The sequence below is a fragment of the Streptomyces sp. HUAS MS02 genome (genome assembly GCF_055702265.1).
This window is the reverse complement of sequence record NZ_CM146747.1, coordinates 166,063-183,205: the sequence shown is the minus strand read 5'-3', so window position 1 is coordinate 183,205 and position 17,143 is coordinate 166,063. Positions and strand designations below refer to the sequence as shown.

15 protein-coding genes are annotated in these 17,143 nt (G+C 70.4%); 8 read left to right on the top strand and 7 right to left on the bottom strand.

Annotated elements, in window-relative coordinates:
• The first annotated feature begins 59 nt into the window (after window positions 1–59).
• Both ACZ9QC_RS00850 and pntB read left to right on the top strand, forming a co-directional pair.
• A complete protein-coding gene (locus ACZ9QC_RS00850; protein WP_472918278.1) occupies window positions 60–1,619 on the top strand; it encodes a Re/Si-specific NAD(P)(+) transhydrogenase subunit alpha in 1,560 nt (519 codons plus the stop codon).
• A 6-nt stretch (window positions 1,620–1,625) separates the two neighbouring features.
• Entirely contained in the window at window positions 1,626–3,056 is a 1,431-nt protein-coding gene (gene pntB, locus ACZ9QC_RS00845; RefSeq protein ID WP_472918277.1) for a Re/Si-specific NAD(P)(+) transhydrogenase subunit beta, read from the top strand.
• A 66-nt stretch (window positions 3,057–3,122) separates the two neighbouring features.
• Here the strand turns inward: pntB and ACZ9QC_RS00840 are convergent, their stop codons facing one another.
• On the bottom strand, window positions 3,123–3,995 hold the full coding sequence (locus ACZ9QC_RS00840) for a hypothetical protein (RefSeq protein ID WP_472918276.1): 873 nt from the start codon (window positions 3,993–3,995) through the stop codon (window positions 3,123–3,125).
• Between the two features lie 251 nt (window positions 3,996–4,246).
• Here ACZ9QC_RS00840 and ACZ9QC_RS00835 point away from each other — a divergent pair, with 251 nt between their 5' ends.
• On the top strand, window positions 4,247–4,639 hold the full coding sequence (locus tag ACZ9QC_RS00835; RefSeq protein ID WP_472918275.1) for a VOC family protein: 393 nt from the start codon (window positions 4,247–4,249) through the stop codon (window positions 4,637–4,639).
• A gap of 97 nt (window positions 4,640–4,736) precedes the next feature.
• Here the strand turns inward: ACZ9QC_RS00835 and katG are convergent, their stop codons facing one another.
• From katG to ACZ9QC_RS00815, 4 genes are all read right to left on the bottom strand, one after another.
• A complete protein-coding gene (katG, locus tag ACZ9QC_RS00830; protein ID WP_472918274.1) occupies window positions 4,737–6,926 on the bottom strand; it encodes a catalase/peroxidase HPI in 2,190 nt (729 codons plus the stop codon).
• Between the two features lie 554 nt (window positions 6,927–7,480).
• Complete coding sequence (gene fahA / locus ACZ9QC_RS00825) at window positions 7,481–8,677, bottom strand: fumarylacetoacetase (protein WP_472918273.1); 1,197 nt, start codon at window positions 8,675–8,677, stop codon at window positions 7,481–7,483.
• Window positions 8,674–9,552, bottom strand: coding sequence for a hypothetical protein (locus tag ACZ9QC_RS00820; protein ID WP_472918272.1), 879 nt, complete (start codon window positions 9,550–9,552; stop codon window positions 8,674–8,676). The genes fahA and ACZ9QC_RS00820 overlap by 4 nt, the downstream gene beginning before the upstream one ends.
• The gene (locus ACZ9QC_RS00815; RefSeq protein WP_472918271.1) at window positions 9,549–10,736 is read right to left on the bottom strand and encodes a homogentisate 1,2-dioxygenase; all 1,188 of its coding nucleotides are present in this window, start codon (window positions 10,734–10,736) and stop codon (window positions 9,549–9,551) included. Before ACZ9QC_RS00815 ends, ACZ9QC_RS00820 begins: the two co-directional genes overlap by 4 nt.
• Before the next feature lie 178 nt (window positions 10,737–10,914).
• Here ACZ9QC_RS00815 and ACZ9QC_RS00810 point away from each other — a divergent pair, with 178 nt between their 5' ends.
• The 3 genes from ACZ9QC_RS00810 (at window position 10,915) to ACZ9QC_RS00800 (ending at window position 13,541) form a co-directional block, all read left to right on the top strand.
• Window positions 10,915–11,586 carry an IclR family transcriptional regulator gene (locus ACZ9QC_RS00810; protein ID WP_472918270.1) on the top strand — a complete coding sequence of 224 codons (672 nt, stop codon included), beginning with the start codon at window positions 10,915–10,917 and terminating at the stop codon, window positions 11,584–11,586.
• A 164-nt stretch (window positions 11,587–11,750) separates the two neighbouring features.
• Window positions 11,751–12,956 carry a 4-hydroxyphenylpyruvate dioxygenase gene (gene hppD / locus ACZ9QC_RS00805; RefSeq protein WP_472918269.1) on the top strand — a complete coding sequence of 402 codons (1,206 nt, stop codon included), beginning with the start codon at window positions 11,751–11,753 and terminating at the stop codon, window positions 12,954–12,956.
• A 117-nt stretch (window positions 12,957–13,073) separates the two neighbouring features.
• Entirely contained in the window at window positions 13,074–13,541 is a 468-nt protein-coding gene (locus tag ACZ9QC_RS00800) for a MarR family winged helix-turn-helix transcriptional regulator (protein WP_472918268.1), read from the top strand.
• Between the two features lie 66 nt (window positions 13,542–13,607).
• Here the strand turns inward: ACZ9QC_RS00800 and ACZ9QC_RS00795 are convergent, their stop codons facing one another.
• Window positions 13,608–13,760: a hypothetical protein gene (locus ACZ9QC_RS00795; RefSeq protein ID WP_472921975.1), complete on the bottom strand. Its 153-nt coding sequence runs from the start codon at window positions 13,758–13,760 to the stop codon at window positions 13,608–13,610.
• A 66-nt stretch (window positions 13,761–13,826) separates the two neighbouring features.
• A complete protein-coding gene (locus ACZ9QC_RS00790) occupies window positions 13,827–14,252 on the bottom strand; it encodes a carboxymuconolactone decarboxylase family protein (RefSeq protein ID WP_472921974.1) in 426 nt (141 codons plus the stop codon).
• A 635-nt stretch (window positions 14,253–14,887) separates the two neighbouring features.
• On the opposite strand from ACZ9QC_RS00790, the gene ACZ9QC_RS00785 reads away from it, so the two are divergent.
• Both ACZ9QC_RS00785 and ACZ9QC_RS00780 read left to right on the top strand, forming a co-directional pair.
• On the top strand, window positions 14,888–15,460 hold the full coding sequence (locus ACZ9QC_RS00785; protein ID WP_472918267.1) for a DUF485 domain-containing protein: 573 nt from the start codon (window positions 14,888–14,890) through the stop codon (window positions 15,458–15,460).
• On the top strand, window positions 15,457–17,040 hold the full coding sequence (locus ACZ9QC_RS00780; protein WP_472918266.1) for a solute symporter family protein: 1,584 nt from the start codon (window positions 15,457–15,459) through the stop codon (window positions 17,038–17,040). The genes ACZ9QC_RS00785 and ACZ9QC_RS00780 overlap by 4 nt, the downstream gene beginning before the upstream one ends.
• Window positions 17,041–17,143: the final 103 nt, after the last annotated feature.

The following is a 17,143-nucleotide window of genomic DNA, read 5'->3' as shown; positions in this document are numbered from 1 at the left end:
GCATGGGTCAACAAGTGGGTCAACCAGGGAACAGCCATCGCAGGGAAGAGAGACAGAGGATGGTCCGAGCGGAACCCGAACCCCAGAGCATCGGCGTCCCGGCCGAGTCCACCGCGGGGGAGACCAGGGTGGCGGCCACGCCGGTCACCGTGGGCAGACTCGTCGCGCTCGGGTACGACGTGGTGGTCGAGCCGGGGGCGGGTGAGTCGTCCCGCTTCTCCGACGCGGCCTACGAGGAGGCCGGCGCCCGGCTCGGTGACCCGTGGGCGGCGGAGATCGTGCTCAAGGTCAACGGCCCCTCCACCGAGGAGATCGGCCGACTGCGCGACGGGGCGACGCTGATCGCGCTCATCGGCCCGGCACACAACCCGGACCTGGTCGACGAACTGGCCCGGCGACCTGTCACCGTCCTCGCGATGGACGCCGTGCCCCGCATCTCCCGGGCCCAGTCACTGGACGTCCTCAGCTCGATGGCGAACATCGCCGGATACCGGGCCGTCGTCGAGGCCGCGCACGCCTTCGGTCGCTTCTTCACCGGTCAGGTGACCGCCGCCGGCAAGGTGCCACCCGCGAAGGTCCTGGTGGCCGGTGCCGGGGTCGCCGGACTCGCGGCGATCGGCGCGGCCCGCAGCCTCGGCGCCGTCGTCCGCGCCACCGACCCCCGGCCCGAGGTCGCCGAGCAGGTCCGCTCCCTGGGCGGCGAGTTCCTCACCGTCGCCGCCGCGCAGGACGTCAGCACCGACGGCTACGCCAAGGCGACCTCGGAGGACTACAACCGGCTCGCCGAGCGGCTGTACGCCGAGCAGGCGGCCGACGTCGACATCATCATCACCACCGCGCTCATCCCCGGCCGTCCGGCACCGAGGCTCATCACCGCCGCCGACGTCGCGCGCATGAAGCCCGGCAGCGTCATCGTCGACATGGCCGCCGCACAGGGCGGCAACGTCGAGGGCACGGTCGCCGGCAAGGCCGTCGTCACCGACAACGACGTCACGATCATCGGCTACACCGACCTGCCCGGCAGGCTCCCCGCCCAGGCCTCACAGCTTTACGGCACCAACCTCGTCAACCTGATGAAGCTGCTCACCCCCGGCAAGGACGGCCGGCTCGTCCTCGACCTCGACGACGTCGTGCAGCGCTCCATGACCGTGGTCCGCGACGGCGAGAAGACCTGGCCCCCGCCCCCGGTGCGGGTGTCCGCCGCGCCGGCCCCCGACGCGGCCCCGGAACCCGCGACGCCGTCCCCCACCGGAGCGGCGGCGAAGCCCGCACGCCCGGCCCGCTCCGCCTACGCCCTCGTCGGCGCCGGAGCACTCGCCCTGTTCCTGGTGACCGCCTTCTCGCCGAGCGAACTCATCGGCCACTTCACGGTGTTCGTGCTGGCCATCGTCATCGGCTTCTACGTCATCGGCCAGGTGCACCACGCGCTGCACACCCCGCTGATGTCGGTCACCAACGCCATCTCCGGGATCGTCGTGGTCGGCGCGCTGCTGCAGATCGGGCAGGGGAACACCGCCGTCACCGTGCTGTCGTTCGCCGCGATCCTGCTGGCGAGCATCAACATCTTCGGCGGATTCGCCGTCACCCGCCGCATGCTCGGCATGTTCTCGAAGGGCTGATCAGGGATGACCACCGTCACGGCCGCAGAGGCCGCCTACGTCGTCGCCGCGCTGCTGTTCATCCTCAGCCTCGCGGGGCTCTCCCAGCACCGGACGTCCCGCTCGGGAGTCGTCTGGGGCATCGCGGGCATGGTCATCGCCCTGGCAGCCACCGTCGGGCTCGCCTCCCGCAGCATCACGGTCACCGGACTCGTGCTGATCGCCGTCGCCACGGCCCTCGGCGCCGGCATCGGCCTGTGGCGCGCCCGGGTCGTCGAGATGACCGGCATGCCCGAACTGATCGCCATCATGCACAGCCTCGTCGGTCTCGCCGCCGCGTTCGTCGGCTGGAACGGCTACCTCGGCGTCGACGCCCAACTCACCGGTTCGCTGCTCGGCATCCACCACGCCGAGGTGTTCATCGGCGTGTTCATCGGCGCCGTCACCTTCACCGGCTCCGTCGTCGCGTACCTGAAGCTCTCGGCGCGCATCGACTCCCGCCCCCTCACCCTTCCCGGCAAGCACCTTCTCAACGTCAGCGCCCTCGTCGCCTTCGTCGTGCTCACCGTCGCCTTCGTGGCCCGCCCGAACATCGGCCTGCTCATCGCCGTCACCGTGATCGCGCTCGCCCTCGGCGCGCATCTGGTCGCCTCCATCGGCGGCGGTGACATGCCGGTGGTCGTCTCCATGCTCAACAGTTACTCCGGCTGGGCCGCGGCGGCCTCCGGCTTCCTCCTCGCCAACAACCTGCTCATCGTCACCGGCGCACTCGTCGGCTCCTCCGGCGCCTACCTCTCGTACATCATGTGCAAGGCGATGAACCGCTCCTTCATCTCGGTGATCGCGGGCGGCTTCGGCACCCCGGCGGCGGACGACGAGGGCGAGCAGGGCGAGCACCGGGAGATCGACGCCGAGGAGACCGCACAGCTGCTGCGCGACGCCTCCTCGGTGATCATCGCGCCCGGCTACGGCATGGCGGTCGCACAGGCCCAGTACCCGGTGGCCGAGCTGGCGCGCAAACTGCGCGAGCGGGGCGTGGAGGTGCGCTTCGGCATCCACCCCGTCGCCGGACGGCTGCCCGGACACATGAACGTGCTGCTCGCCGAGGCCAACGTCCCCTACGACATCGTCCTCGAGATGGACGAGATCAACGACGACTTCCCCGCCACCTCGGTCGTCCTCGTCATCGGCGCCAACGACACCGTCAACCCGGCCGCCATCGACAACCCGGCCAGCCCCATCGCCGGCATGCCCGTGCTGCACGTGTGGGAGGCGGCCCAAGTGGTGGTCTTCAAGCGGTCCATGGCGGTCGGCTACGCGGGCGTGCAGAACCCGCTGTTCTTCCGCGAGAACACACAGATGCTCTTCGGGGACGCCAAGCAGCGGGTGGAGGACATCCTGCGCGGCCTCGACGCCCTCGACGCGCCGGTCCCGGAGATGGCCGGCACGTCCCGCTGAACCCACGCCGTGCGAGACGTGTCCCGGCCGGTACGTCGTCCGGGACACGGGTCCCCACCGCACCGCTCAGTCGTCCCTGCCCGTCGACTTGCTCGGCAGGCAGACCTGGCGGGCCCAGAGGCCGAGCAGCGCCATTCCGCCGACCCACAGCGGCACGGGGTCGACGGCCGTCGGCGCCAGCGCGTAACCCAGCGCCGAGACCGTGCAGACGATCAGGGGGATGAACGCCGCGGCTCCCTCCATCCCCGATCGGAGCATCGGCCGACCGGCGCCCAGGACACTGGCCCCGCCGGGCACCCAGGGGCTGACGGCGACGATCAGCAGTCCCGCGGTGCCGCAGACGTCGGCCACGTGCGAGGACATCGCCTCGGGGCCCGCCGCGCCCACCCGCGACAGGCGCAGGGTGTCGCCGACCAGCATGAGGAACACCCCGACGATCGCCGTCCACAAGGTGGCCTGCTGGTCGCCCCGTACGAGGCGTCGCAGAGCGAGCAGAAAACCGAAGAACACCACTTCCGAGGTCCACAGGACGCCGAGCATCCCCGTCTCCGGCCGCCAGCCGTCACCGGCCCTGCCCAGGAGCACCCATCCCGCCATGAAGACGGCCCCGGCCATGACGGCCCCGTCGAGCAGGCGCCGCAGCCACGCCCGCCACCCCGTACCGGCATCGGCCGCGACCACCAGACCGGCCAGCCCCAACCCCACCGTGACCGTCACCCCGGCGACCACCGCCAGACCGACCCACCCCGCCGCGCCCGGTGCCGGCCGCGGGTCGGTCGACAGCGCGACGAGGGAGGCCCGGTAGACGGCGCCGGCGGTGGCGGAACCCGCCACCAGGAGCAGCCGGGTACGCACCCGTCCCCGTGTGCCCCCGGCGCGGAGCAGGAGAGAGAGCGTCAGCACCAAGCAGCCGACGGCCGGTCCGAGGGACAGCGTCATCCACCCTCCCCAAGGCCGCCGGATCCCGACACAGACCGTACGGAACGCACTCCGGCACCGAGCGGTGAAGTCGGCTGATTCACTCGTGTTGCGTAAGCGGAGGCTGTGGCCTTGTGCGGTCGGCCGCCGCTTCGTGCGGGTGAAGGCAGGCGACCATCCGGACGTCGACCGCGTGGCGTGCCGTCGGCCGTGGCGCGCGTGGTGTGCCCTGACGGTCTCGGGACGACTCACGCGTGAAGGAGACAGACGGCATGTTCGGACAGACACAGGCGTTCAGTGGCTTCGCGGTGGACGACCTCGGCGAGGCCCGCCGGTTCTACGGCGAGACCCTCGGGCTGCGGGTGGAGGAGTCCGGGCAGGGGGACATGCGGATGCTGACCCTCACACTCGGCAGCGGCGCGCGGGTCTTCGTCTACCCGAAGGAGACGCACACCCCCGCGACGTTCACGCTGCTCAACTTCCCCGTGGACGACATCGAGGCCGCCGTCGACGAACTGGGGCGGCGCGGCGTGACGTTCGAGCGCTATCCCGAGTTCGACCACGACGACAAGGGCATCGTCCGGACCGGCGACGGCGGCCCCGCGGCGATCGCCTGGTTCACCGACCCGGCCGGGAACGTCCTCTCCGTGCTCCAGGAGAAGTGACTGCTCCAGGAGAACTGACGACGGCTCCGGTCGAGGCGTGCCTGTGCTTCCCGGTGGGCACGCGTGCCGTGGACGCGGCGCACGTGCCCACCACCGTTCAGACCAGGTCGAACCGGTCGAGGTTCATCACCTTGTCCCACGCGGCCACGAAGTCACGCACGAACTTCTGCCCCGCGTCCCGCGCCGCGTAGACCTCCGAGACGGCTCGGAGCTGGGAGTGCGAGCCGAAGACCAGGTCGACCGCGGTGGCGGTCCACTTGAGTTCGCCCGTGGCGCTGTCCCGGCCCTCGAACACGTTCTCGTCCGAGGTCGACGCCTTCCACTCCGTGCCCATGTCCAGCAGGTTGACGAAGAAGTCGTTGGTCAGTGCCTCCGGCCGGTCCGTGAAGGCACCGTGCCGGGAGCCCCCGAAGCCGGTGTTCAGCATCCGCATGCCGCCGACGAGCACCGTCATCTCGGGAGCCGTCAGCGTGAGCAGGTTGGCGCGGTCCAGCAGCAGGGTCTCCGGCGACAGCTTCTCTCCCGCCCGGAGGTAGTTGCGGAACCCGTCGGCCCGGGGTTCGAGCACGGCGAACGACTCCACGTCGGTCTGTTCCTGCGAGGCGTCCGTACGCCCCGGTGCGAACGGGACCGTGATGTCGTGACCGGCGTTCCTCGCGGCCTGCTCGACGGCCGCGCAGCCGCCGAGGACGATCAGGTCCGCGAGCGAGATCCTGGTGCCGTCGGACCGTGAGCCGGCGAAGTCCTCCCGGATCCCCTCCAGCCGCCGCAACGTCTCGGTCACCTCGGGCAGTCGGTTGACCTCCCAGTCCCGTTGCGGCGCGAGCCGGATCCGCGCCCCGTTGGCCCCGCCCCGCTTGTCGGTGCCGCGGAAGCTCGCCGCGGACGCCCAGGCGGTGGTGACGAGCTGGGAGAGGGACAGGCCCGAGGCGAGGATCGTGCTCTTCAGAGCGGCGATGTCCGCGTCCGCGACGAGTCCGTGGTCGACCTCGGGGACGGGGTCCTGCCACAGCTGCGCTTCGGGGACCCACGGGCCGAGGTAGCGCGTGACGGGTCCCATGTCACGGTGCAGCAGCTTGTACCACGCCCTGGCGAAGGCGTCGGCGAGCCTGTCCGGGTTCTCGTGGAAGCTCTTCGCGATCGGGCCGTAGACCGGATCCAGACGCAGCGCGAGGTCCGTCGTCAGCATCATGGGGGCGTGACTCCTCGACGGATCATGGGCGTCGGGAACCGTGCCCCGGGCCGCGGGATCCGTGGGCGTCCACTGCTTGGCGCCGGCCGGGCTCGTCGTCAGCTCCCATTCGTAGCCGAACAGGTTGTCCAGGTACCCGTTGTCCCACCGGGTCGGCGCGGAGGTCCAGGCGCCTTCGAGTCCACTGGTGAGCGCGTCGGCGCCCTTGCCGCTGCCGTACCGGTTGCGCCAGCCGAGACCCTGTTGCTCGATGGGTGCCGCCTCGGGTTCGGGGCCGATGTGCTCGGGATCGACCGCGCCATGACACTTGCCGAACGTGTGGCCGCCGACGATGAGCGCGACCGTCTCCTCGTCGTTCATCGCCATGCGCGCGAACGTCTCGCGAATGTCCCGGGCGGCGGCCAGCGGATCCGGATTGCCGTTCGGACCCTCGGGATTGACGTAGATCAAGCCCATCTGCACGGCGCCGAAGGGAGCGGCGAGTTCCCGGTCGCCGCTGTAACGCTCGTCCCCGAGCCAGATGTCCTCGGGCCCCCAGAAAATCTCCTCGGGTTCCCAGATGTCCTCTCGCCCGAATCCGAATCCGAACGTCTTGAATCCCATCGATTCCATGGCACAGTTACCCGCGAAAACCAGAAGGTCCGCCCAGGAGATTTTCTGTGCGTACTTCTGCTTCACCGGCCACAGCAGTCGGCGCGCCTTGTCCAGACTCGCGTTGTCCGGCCAGCTGTTGAGGGGAGCGAAGCGCTGGGCACCGCTGCCGCCGCCGCCCCGGCCGTCGGCGATCCGGTACGTGCCCGCCGCGTGCCAGCTCATCCGGATGAAGAGCGGCCCGTAGTGGCCGTAGTCGGCGGGCCACCAGTCCTGCGAGGCCGTCATCACGTCGAAGACGTCCCGCTTCAGCGCGTCGACGTCGAGCGCCGCGAACTCGGCCGCGTAGTCGAATTCTTCGCCCAGGGGATTCGAGCGGGGCGAGTGCTGGTGGAGGACTTGGAGGTCCAGCTGATTCGGCCACCAGTCCCGGTTCGTCCTGGGCCGAGTCGGCGTGGGGGTGGGGGAGGCGATTGCCGGGTTTTCGCTTTCGCTGCCGGACACGTCGTCCTTCTTTCTGTCTCGGTGTTTCCGCGCGCCATGCCGAGGAATGTGATGTCGGCGTCCGTATGGTCGCGCACCGCAGACGGCACCGCCACGAAACACGCAGGGCGCACTCGCCTGACAAGCGTGCGAGGAATTCCCCCTTTCCGCGCACGCTCGCGAGGCGGTCGTGCCGGGATCCGAGCCGACTCTCGACCGGATTTCGCGCCGCACGCGAGTGGGGTGCGTTGTCGGGTACGGGTCCGGTGGGGCTTCTCGCGCAGTTCCCCGCGCCCCCGAAGAGCAGGGGCTGCGCCCCTGCTCTTCGGGCCGAGAAAGCAGGGGCGCAGCCCCGCTTTTTCAGGGGCGCGGGGAACTGCGCGACCAGCCCCCACCGGACCCGCGGCTCGACAACGCACCCCACTCGCCTGCGGCGCGCGCCGCCATCTCCGGCCGGGTCCAGCCGGTCCCGTGTTCCGGAGAGTCCGAACCCGCCGACGGCCGGCGAACTGCCCGCAGTATGTCGGCGACCGGCTCGGCGACCGCCTCCGCGGCCGGGGCAACCGTCCTGCTCGTCACGCCTCCCGTCGCTTGCCGCCGGTGATCCGGCCGCGGGCCTCGCCGAAGCCGATCCGGGTTCCGTCGGCGCCCGGGGCCGTGGCGGCGAGGACGACCTCGTCGCCGTCCTCCAGGAACGTGCGCGGCCGGCCGTTGACCGTGACGGGCTCCTTGCCGCCCCAGGTCAGTTCGATGAAGGCACCCCGCTGCTCCTTCTCCGGGCCCGAGACGGTGCCGGACGCGAACAGGTCACCGGTGCGCGAGGGAGCGCCGTTGACGGTCTGGTGCGCCAGCATCTGGGCGGGCGACCAGTACATCGCGGAGTACGGCGGCCGGGAGACCACCTGACCGTTCCAGGCGACCGTCAGGTCGACGTCCAGGCCCCACGGCCGGGCCATCCGCAGATACGGCAGTACGGCAGGCTCCTGCGGCGGGACCGGGACCCGGGCGGCGTCCAGGGCGAGCAGCGGCACCACCCAGGGCGAGATCGTCGAGGCGAACGACTTGCCCAGGTTGGGGCCGAGCGGGACGTACTCCCAGGCCTGGATGTCGCGCGCGGACCAGTCGTTGAAGAGCACCACCCCGAAGATGTGCCGCTCCGCGTCCTCGGCGGCGATGGAATCGCCCATGGCGCTGCCGGTGCCGACGACGAAGCCGAGCTCGGCCTCGATGTCGAGCCGCGTCGAGGGCCCGAAGACCGGCGCCGGGTCCTGGGGGCCCTTGCGCTGCCCGGAGGGACGGACGATGTCGGTGCCCGAGACCACGACCGACGCCGCCCGGCCGTGATAACCGACAGGCAGGTGCTTCCAGTTCGGCAGCAACGGGTCCGGGTTGTCGGGCCGGAAGAGCCGGCCCAGATTCGCGGCGTGGTGCTCGGAGGCGTAGAAGTCGACGTAGTCGGCGACCTCGAACGGCAGGTGCAGGGTGACCGCGCCCAGGTCGTGGACCGCTTCCTCGGGGATGGCGCCACTGAGCCGCTCGGCGATCCCGGCCCGGACCTCGACCCAGCGGTCGTGGCCCTGCGCCATGAAGGCGTTGAGGCTCGGCCGGGCGAAGACGTCGTCGTCGAGCAGCACGGCCAGATCGATGACGTGGTCGCCGTAGCGGGTCGCGACGCGCGGTGCCCGGCCGGGCACCGAGTAGACGCCGTACGGCAGGTTGGTCAGGCCGAACAGCGAGTCGGCCGGGACGGTCGGCAGGGTCGTGCCGGTCATGGGGACACCTCGGTCAGGTCGGCGACGGTCGTGGCGGGCAGCAGTCCCAACCCGGCTGCCTCGGTGGCGGGTTCGGCGACGGAGCAGGTGCCGAACGAGCGGAACAGATCACGGACCCGGGGCGACAGGGCGCGTACCCGTTCGGCGACCCGGTCGCCGTCGCGGTCGGACAGCAGCTCGACCAGCGTCGCCTCCTCGGCGCCGCGCAGAGCGGCGTCGGTGGCCAGGAGCAGGTTGAGGAACCCGTGCTGCTCGAATCCGGTCTCGGGGTCGGTGTTGCGCAGTGCGTGGTGCAGCCCCGCGGTCGCCTTGAACGCCACCCCGGCCCGCACCGCGGCCAGGACGGCCGCCGCGAGTTCACGCTCGTCGGGGTAGAGGTCGGCGCGTACGCCTCCGGTCCGGAACTTGGCCAGGTAGGGCGTGCCGGCGAGGGCGGCGAGCAGTGCCTCGCGCCGGGCGTCGCGCGGCACCTCGACATAGACGGTGAGCGTGGTGTCGTCGTCGATCGCCTCGGCCAGGGCGGGAACGACCCTGTCGGCGGCGACTCCGTCCGGGACGGCGACCTCCAGCCCGACCAGCCGCACGGCCGGGATCCGGTGCGCGGCGGCGAGCGCCTCGCGGACACCCGGCAGGGGCACGGTCACCGAGAGGTCGAACGACCCCGCGGCGAGGCCCCTGGTCGGCTCGGCGAGCCGGTCGATGTCCTTGGCGGCCAGCACGAACGCCCCGACCAGTCCCGCGTGGGCGCCCCGGGTGTGCGCCACGTGGGCCGGGACGGCCTCCTCGACGGGCAGGCTGCCGGGTGGGAAGACCGCCGCGTCGTCGAACAGACCGGCGAGCACCGGGGGGATCCCCGGTGTCGGCGAGGCGCTCATCGGTTCTGCTCCCAGGAGTAGACGTAGCTCCCGTCGTCGGTTGCGCGGGCGGCCTCACCGAGCTGGAGGGGACGGAAGGTGTCGACCATGACCGCGAGTTCGTCGAAGAACTCCGCCCCGATCGACCGCTCCGTCGCGCCCGGCTGGGGACCGTGGGGGTGGCCGCCCGGATGCAGGGAGATCGAGCCCTGTCCGATCCCGGAGCCCTTGCGGGCCTCGTAGTCCCCGCCGCAGTAGAACATCACCTCGTCGGAGTCGACGTTGGAGTGGTAGTACGGCACCGGGACGGACAGCGGGTGGTAGTCCACCTTGCGCGGTACGAAGTTGCAGATCACGAAGTTGTGGCCCTCGAAGACCTGGTGGGCCGGCGGCGGTTGGTGAACCCGTCCGGTGAGGGGCTCGAAGTCACGGATGTTGAACACGTACGGGTAGAGACAGCCGTCCCAGCCGACGACGTCGAAAGGGTGGTTCGGCAGCGTGTGCACGGTCCCCACGACGCCGCCCGGCCCCCGGTGCTTGATGTACACCTCGACGTTCTCGCCCTCGACGGACTTCGGGCCGTCCGGGAGGCGGAAGTCGCGCTCGCAGTAGGGCGCGTGTTCCAGGAGCTGACCGTGCTTGGACAGATAGCGCCGGGCCGGCCCCAGATGGGAGTTGGCCTCGATCGCGTAGATCCGTACGGCCCCGTCGCCGTCCGGGACGATCCGGTACGTCGTCGCCCGCGGGACGATCACATAGTCCCCGTCGCCGACCTCCAGGTCACCGAAGACCGTCTCCACGCGTGCGCGCCCGTCCTCGACGTAGAGGCACTCGTCGCCGATCGCGTTGCGGTAGTACGGGCTGATGGTGTCGGCCACGACGTACGCCAGCCGCACGTCCTCGTTGCCCAGCAGCAGTCTGCGGCCGGTCACCGCGTCGACGCCGGGCCCGCCGTCGGTGAACAGCTTGTGTGTGGAGAGATGACGGGGCACCAGGGGGTGGTTGGGGGTCAGGGACTGGTCGCCGAGGTCCCACACCCGGAACGCCCGCACCGCCGAGGGGATGTGCCGGTGGTAGAGCAGCGAGGAGTCCGAGGAGAACCCCTCCTCGCCCATCAGCTCCTCGTAGTAGAGGTTCCCGTCCGGGTCCCGGTGCTGGGTGTGACGCTTCGGCGGAACCGCGCCCGCCCGGTGGTAGTACGGCACGTCTCTCTCCCTTGCGCGCTCAGCGCACATTTTTGTGCGTTGGAAGCGACGACTTGACGTTAGGTCTGGGGCGACGGCCCAGTCAAGGTGCCGCTCGGGATCCTGGGCACCACTCGCCCGTCTGACGTGCCCTAACGTGGCGCCCGAAGAAGCGCTGTCGGTTTTCTCGGAGGTGTTGATGGCCACCCTGCAAGGTCTGGACCGTGGGCTTCGGGCTCTGGAGCTGGTCTCCCTGACGTCCGAGGGGCTGACCGTGGCGGACCTGGCGGCGCGGCTGGAGATCGACCGGGCCATCGCGTACCGGATCGTGCGAACGCTGGAGGAGCACGGCCTGGTCTCCCGGCAGGGCAAGCGGGTGCGGCTCGGCGCCGGTGCCGCGACGCTGGCGGGACGGTTCCAGCATCAACTGGTCCTGGCGGCCCAGCCGGTGCTGCAGGAACTCGCCGACGCCACCGGGACCTCCGCCTTCCTGACGGTGGCGCACGGCGCGCGGGAATGCGTTCCGGTCGCGGGTGCGCAGCCGACCGTCCAGCACGGTCCCGTCCAGGTGGGCTACCGCATCGGCGTGCGCCATCCGCTGGACAGGGGGGCGAACGGTGTCGCCATCCTCGCGCTCCAGCCGCCTGTGCCGGGCGAGGCCGACGAGGTCGCGCTGGCTCGGGAACAGGGCTACAGCGTCACCTCGGGGCAGCTTCAGCAGGGTGCCACCGGGATCGCGGCGGGCTTCGAGGTCGCGGGTGCGGCGGGCGCCTCGGTCGGGGTGGTGGCCATGCACACGTTCGACATCGAACCGGTCGCCGCACGGGTGAAGGAGGCGGCCGACCGGCTGGCGTCGCTCGGCAACGCCTGATCCCGCACCCTCTCCCGGCTGGGCAGATTGTATAGATGAAGCCCGGAGGAGGGAGGCAAACTGAGCAGCTTGAGCAGCCCGGAAGGTGACTCTTGTGCAGGCCCGAGGGCTGGGTGTGTTCTACCGCCACGCGCCGGAAGCAGGCACACCGAAAGGGATGACGCATGAGCATCGAACAGACCCTCACGAGCCAGGAGCGGTTGGCGGAGCTCGACCTCCAGCAGCTCAAGCAGCTGGTCGGGCTCGTGGAGTACGACGCCCAGGGCGATCCCTTCCCGGTGACCGGGTGGGACGCGGTGGTCTGGGCGGTGGGCAACGCCACGCAGGCGGCGTCGTACTTCCAGACGGTCTTCGGGATGGAGCTGGTCGCCTACTCCGGCCCGGAGACCGGCAACCGCGACCACCACGCGTTCGTGCTCCGCTCCGGAGCGATCCGGTTCGTGCTCAAGGGCGGTGTCGACCCGGACAGCCCACTGCTGGACCACCACCGCCGCCACGGTGACGGCGTGATCGACATCGCCCTCGAAGTGCCCGACGTCGACCAGTGCGTCGAGCACGCCCGCGCGCAGGGCGCGACCGTGCTGGAGGAGCCGCGCGACAGCACCGACGAGCACGGCACCGTCCGTACGGCGGCCATCGCCACGTACGGCGAGACCCGCCACACCCTGGTGGACCGCTCCCGCTACAGCGGCCCGTATCTGCCCGGATACGTGGCCCGGACCTCGGGCTACGTGAAGCCCGACAACGAGCCCAAGCGCATCTTCCAGGCCCTCGACCACGTCGTGGGCAACGTCGAACTCGGACACATGGACGAGTGGGTCGACTTCTACAACCGCGTCATGGGCTTCACCAACATGGCCGAGTTCATCGGCGACGACATCGCCACCGAGTACTCGGCACTGATGAGCAAGGTCGTCGCCAGCGGCAACCACCGGGTGAAGTTCCCGCTCAACGAGCCGGCGATCGCGAAGAAGCGCTCGCAGATCGACGAGTACCTCGACTTCTACCGGGGCCCGGGCGCCCAGCACCTCGCCCTCGCCACCAACGACATCCTCAGGACCGTCGACGTGCTGCGGGCCAAGGGCATCGAGTTCCTCGCCACGCCGGAGAGCTACTACACCGACCCGGAACTGCGCGCCCGGATCGGCAAGGTCCGCGTGCCCATCGAGGAGCTCGCCTCGCGCGGCATCCTCGTCGACCGCGACGAGGACGGCTACCTGCTGCAGATCTTCACCAAGCCGATCGGCGACCGGCCCACCGTGTTCTTCGAGTTCATCGAGCGCCACGGCTCGCTGGGCTTCGGCAAGGGCAACTTCCAGGCCCTGTTCGAGGCGATCGAGCGTGAGCAGGAGAAGCGCGGCAACTTCTAGCGACCGGGATCCCCGGACCACCGCACAGGCCACCGCCGAGCCCGGCGGTGGCCTGTCGTACTCATGTCGAGAAGTCCAGGCATTCGGTGACCTGTCAACTACGTCTACACTTTGTTCATGGGAGAGACGGCGCGATGGCTCACGCCAGAGGAGCAGCGCGCGTGGCGCGGCTTCGTCCGGTTGCACGAGCGGCTCGGCGGACGCCTGGCACGCATGCTGCAGTCGGAGTCCGACGTGTCGGCCGCGGACTTCGCGGTGCTCGTCCATCTGACGGACTCGCCGGAGGGACGGCAGCGGTACCAGGACCTGGCGCGGGCGCTGGAGTGGGAGAAGAGCCGGATGTCCCACCACATCGCCCGGATGGCCGGCCGGGGCATGGTGGTGCGGGAGGAGTGCGTCGAGGACGGGCGCGGCGCGTACGTGGTGATCACGGACGTCGGCCGGGCCGCCGTCGAAGCGGCCGCCCCGCGACATGTCGAGGCGGTGCGTGAGCTGTTCATCGACCATGTGACGCCGGCCGAGCTGCGGGTCCTGGCCGAGATCTCCGAGCGCGTCATCCGCGAGCTGGACGAAGACCAGGTCTGACGCGAAGACTCCGGCCCGCCGGGCGGGGGAGCGGTGACAACGGCTCGGTGGACCCCCGCTGTCCGGTCACATGGCCAGTCCGAGCGTCACCGCGGCGGCCACGGCGAGGAGCAGGAAGACGACGGGGCGCAGCGTGTTGTTCCGGGTGGCGGGATCGGCGTAGTCGCCGGCCTTGGCGTGGTAGCCCACCGCGCCGATCATGGTGACGACGAGACCTATGGCGGCCGCGATGCCGAGCGGCTGCCGGAACAGCCCGACGACCAGTCCGACGGCCGCGCTCGTCCATCACATGTCCGCAGGACTTCGGCGGGGTGTTTCCACGGGGTGCTTGCTCAAGATGGACACGCGATTGAAAGCGCCGATGGTGATGGCCACCCAGATCACTGCCGAGATCTGGTCCTCGGTGAGCACCCGGCGGGCGGTCTCGTACGCAGCCTCCTGGGCGGCGGAGTCGGTGATGTCGGTCGTCGCCTCCGCCAGTGCCAGCGCCGCGCGCTCCGAGGGGGTGAACAGACCGGTGTCCCGCCAAGCCGTCAGGACCCCCAGTCGCTGCGCCGACTCGCCCGCGCGCAGCGCCCTTCGGGTGTGCAGGTCGAGGCAGAAGGCGCAGCCGTTCACCTGCGACACGCGGAGGTTGATCAGCTCCACGGTCGTACGGTCGATGCCCGCCTCCGTAGCGGTCGCGCTCACCGCCTCCGATGCCTTCACCATGGCCTGAAAGGCCTGGGGGCTCTGTTTGTCGACGAAGATCCTGCGTGGTGCGGATCCGTTGACGTGCTCGCTCACTTCGCGCCTCCCCGGGGTGGGGCCGAGGCCGCGCGCCGTCCGCGCGCGGTAGCCGCCGGCCCGCTCTCGAGACATGTTAGTTGATGTGACAACTAGAGCGTTCGGGAGGGGTGTTGTTCCCGTTGCATCTTCTCGCCGCAGCGAGTCCAGATCTGACGGGAGGGCGAGGTTGCGTGCCGCGTTGCCCGGCTGCCCCGCCGGCCGCGCCCCGGTGAACGGGTCGCCCGTCCGCAGGGCGAGCCGCTGCGCGGCCGCACGGAAGCTCGTGTGCTGCATGGTGGCACGCGCGCTATGAGACACCGGTCGCATGCTGTGTGATGTCCGGCGCTGCACCATCACGCGCAACAGCACCTCTGCCCGGGAGTCCGGCGACTTCCGGCGCGCCGCTCCACGAAGAGGGTCGGCTTGAGGGCCGGCCGCGCCCAAGAGGTCTCCAGTCCGGCGTCCAGACAACCGACCACGATGAAGAGCTGTTCATGAATCCGCAAGAGAAGCGTCCCCACGATCCTCCTCCACCTCACCGGGCGTTACAGCCCGATGACTCCTTACAGGACCCGTTCGTGGCCGTGCTGCTGTACCTGAGCCCACTCGACCACGGACACCTCCACTCCGAGGGCGATCTGAGCCGGGCGATCAACGACTGCCACCGGTCGTACGGAAGCGCGGTCGACCTCGGCACCTGGTACGGACAGTCCTTGCGCGCCCAGAGGACCGCGCACACGGCGGCCGTCGTCCAGGAACGGCGCGCATGGGCCCTGCGGATCGCCGCGGACCTGGCTCACCGTCACCCCTACGACCACACCCTGCCCTGGTGCTCGGGCGTCACTCTGCTTGACGCCCTCCAGTCCGCGCGCTCGGAGCGCATGGCGCGGCCGGGGCGCCGCGCGATTCTCGCCGCTGCCCCTGTGATCGGCCTGTATCTGGTGATCAGCTGTCTGGGGGAGTCGGCCAAGAGTGTCATGGGCACGCCAGTAATGGGGAGCTGGTTGAACGTAGGGCTCCTGCTCGGTCTGGTCCAGCTCGTCGCCGTCGCGGCATGGGTCCAGTGGTATGCCCGGTACTGCAGAACCTCGATCGACTCGCTCGTCGAGAACCCGGGAACGCCGGGCGCGAGACTGGAGCACCGCCCATGACGGGGTCCTACGTCACAGCCGATCTGCCCGTCTTCTTCGTCTTCCTCGTCTGCGCCCTGTTCCTCGTGATGTGGGCCGGCCCTCGGCGGGGCACGGTGACCGAGTTCTACGTCAGCGACGGCCAACTCAAGCCCGCGCACAACGGTCTCGCCCTGTTCGGGGACGTCATGTCCGCGGCGGCCCTGCTGGGCAGCCCCGGTCTGATCGCGCTCACCGGGTACGACGGCACGCTCTCCGTCCTGGGACCGGCCGTCTCATGGATCGTCATTCTCCTGCTGGTGGTGGAGCGCTACCACAGCACCAGCGAGTTCACCATCGGTGACCGTCTCGCGCGCCGTCTGCGGTCCCGCCCGGTGCATCTCGCGGCAGGTGTCGCGACACTCGTCGTCTGCCTGCTGTACCTGATCGCCCAACTCGTCGGAGCCAGTGCGCTCACGGTGGGCATCCTGGGCTCGGCCGGGCGGGGCATGGAAGGAGCCGTGTCCGCGGGCCTCGGCGCGCTCATGGTCCTCTACATCGTCCTGGGCGGGATGCGGGCGGCCACGCTGGTCCAGACGATCAAGGCGGTGCTGCTCGTGGGCGGCGGTATCGCCCTCGCGCTGCTGGTCCTGGCCAGGTTCGACTTCAGCCCCGGGGCGTTGCTGAGTTCGGCCGCGAGGGGAAGCGGTCACGGTGACGACTTCCTCGTCCCGGGCCTCCGCTTCGGCGGCGGATCGACGCAACTGGACTCCTTGAGCGAGCAGTTGGCGCTCCTCGTCGGAGCCGCCGGTCTGCCGCATCTGCTCATGCGCATCAGTACCGTGCCCACGGCGAGCGGCGCACGTCGATCGGTCCACTACGCGGCCCTGTTGACGGTCGCGTTCTATCTGGCCGCCGTCGTGCTCGGCTTCGGTGCCGCGGCCCTCGTCGGCTCTCAGGTGATCGCGGGGGACAGCCCTTCCGGCAACACGGCCGTGCTGCTTCTCGCCGCGAACATCGGCGGATCACTCCTGCTCACCTTTGTCGCCTGCCTGGCGTTCGCCACCGTCCTGGCCGTCGTGGCGGGTGTCACGCTCGCCGCCGCGACCTCGCTGGCCCACGACATCTACGGTGCCTTCCTCACCCGGGGCACGGCGTCCGGGAGCCGGGAGCTGCTCGTCGCGCGCGGGGCGGCCGTGGTGGTCGGTACGACCGCCACGGTGCTGGCCGTGTTCGCGCGCAGCCTCAATGTCTCGTTCCTCATCGGACTGGCATTCGCCGTGGCGGCCTCGGCGATCGTTCCCGCCCTGCTGTACAGCATGTTCTGGAAGAAGTTCACCACGCGGGGCGCGACCTGGAGCATCTACGGTGGTCTGCTGACCTCCGTGACGCTGATGGGTCTGTCGCCCCAGGTGTCCGGGAACGCGGTCGCGCTGTTGCCGCACCTGGACTTCGCGGTGTTCCCGCTGCGCAACCCGGGGCTCGTGGCGATCCCGGCCGGATTCCTGCTCGGCTGGCTCGGCTCGGTACTCCCCGGATCAGCGGACCGGGCCGATGCCGCACCAGGTGCGCGCATCGCCCCGGAAGGGCGCGGGGTCGCGGAGAGAGTGGCGGGGGCCTGATCGTGCCTGCCGATGGCCGGAGCCGATGCCGGGATGCCGACGTCGGCGCCGCCGACGAACGCAGCGTGCGCCCGCAGACCGTGAGGAGGGTCGTGCCCGCTTA